Annotated in this window: 1 protein-coding gene; it reads left to right on the forward strand. The window is 72.4% G+C overall.

Annotation, left to right across the window (positions count from 1 at the left end; all coding sequences use genetic code 11):
- Positions 1 to 641: Mur ligase family protein (locus AC5RUJ_RS17915; protein WP_494156474.1), on the forward strand; the 641-nt coding region annotated here is incomplete at both ends.

Here is a 641-nt window from a genome sequence, read left to right on the forward strand (position 1 = left end):
GCGCCGCCGCGGGACTCGAGGTCGTGGGCATCACCGGCAGCGCCGGCAAGACCACCACCAAGGACCTGCTCGCGGGGATCCTGCGCCGAACCGCGCCCACCGTGGCCCCGATCGGCTCCTACAACGGCGAGGTCGGCGTCCCGCTGACGGTGTTCGCCGCGGACTTCGACACCCGCTATCTGGTCGTGGAAATGGGCGCCACCGGCATTGGCCACATCCGGTACCTGACGGACATGGTCAACCCCGGCGTCGGCGTGGTGCTGGGAGTCGGGACCGCCCACGCAGGGGAATTCGGCGGCGTGGACAACATCGCGATCGCGAAGGGCGAGCTGGCCGAGGCCGTGCCGGCCGGCGGTACCGTCGTGCTCAATGCCGACGATCCCCGCGTCCGGGCCATGGCCGCCCGCACCCGGGCCCGCATTCTGTACTTCAGCTCCGACGACGACTTCACCCTGCCCGACGGGAGTACCGCGCCGTTGCTGCGGGCCCGCGGCGCCCGCGTCAACGACGACGGGCACCCCGAATTCACGCTCCGCTTCCCGGACGGCTCCGAGCACCCGGTAACCTCCGGGCTGATCGGCATCCACCACGTGACCAACCTGCTGGCCGCCGCCGGCGCCGCCTGGGCGCTGGGCGTGCCG

This window comes from Arthrobacter sp. Y3223164 (assembly GCF_059091005.1).